Source organism: Paucibacter hankyongi (assembly GCF_037482915.1).
Taxonomy (GTDB): domain Bacteria; phylum Pseudomonadota; class Gammaproteobacteria; order Burkholderiales; family Burkholderiaceae_C; genus Paucibacter_A; species Paucibacter_A hankyongi.
The window spans coordinates 1-648 of record NZ_JBBHJX010000040.1; the positions used below are offsets into that span (position 1 = coordinate 1).

Annotated in this window: 1 protein-coding gene; it reads right to left on the reverse strand. The window is 60.2% G+C overall.

The window, feature by feature from the left end:
- On the reverse strand, positions 1–420 hold a 420-nt coding region (locus WG899_RS22285; protein WP_339597828.1), incomplete at its 3' end, for an IS110 family transposase.
- Between the last annotated feature and the right edge of the window lie 228 nt (positions 421–648).

A 648-nucleotide genomic window follows, 5' to 3' on the forward strand; every position in this document is an offset into this window, starting at 1 on the left:
GGTATCCAGCCGCGCCACCAGCGCTTGCAACTCCCGAACTCCACGGCTGGGCGCGTCCCAGGGCTCGGGTTCATGCATCCCGCAAAAGCGCGCGATGGCCTTGGCATCTCCGCCATCGGTCTTGTTGCGCAGGCCTTCGGCCTCCATGAAACGCTTCACCAACAGCGGATTCACGATGGATACCTTCACGCCATGATCGTGGAGATAGAGCGCCAGCTGCTCGTGATAAGCACCCGTAGACTCCATGCAGACATGGGTTTGCGACTTGCCGCCAGGCGCGTGGAGGTCCATCCACGCCAAGAAAGCGCCAAATCCGGCGACGCTGTTCTCGAACACTTTGGACTTGTATTTGCCCGGGGCGACGATCAAGGCCGCATCGAACTTCTTCTTGCTGACGTCGCAGCCAATCGTGGAAACCATCGGCAATCTCCAAAAGGTGCTGAAGGCATTCGACTTGCGCATCCTGATATGCGAGGTCACCGCCGGAGGCAACTCCGGCGGCGCCTCAAGACACCGTTCGAGCTACAGCGTCGAATTCACCAAGCGTCCCAGTCTTTACCGCGGGCTCTAGGCCCAAGGAGGATCGCGGGATCGTTTCGGCGAGCTCCGGTCAGCACGGACGGAGCGGAATGAGTAGATATCAGGAGG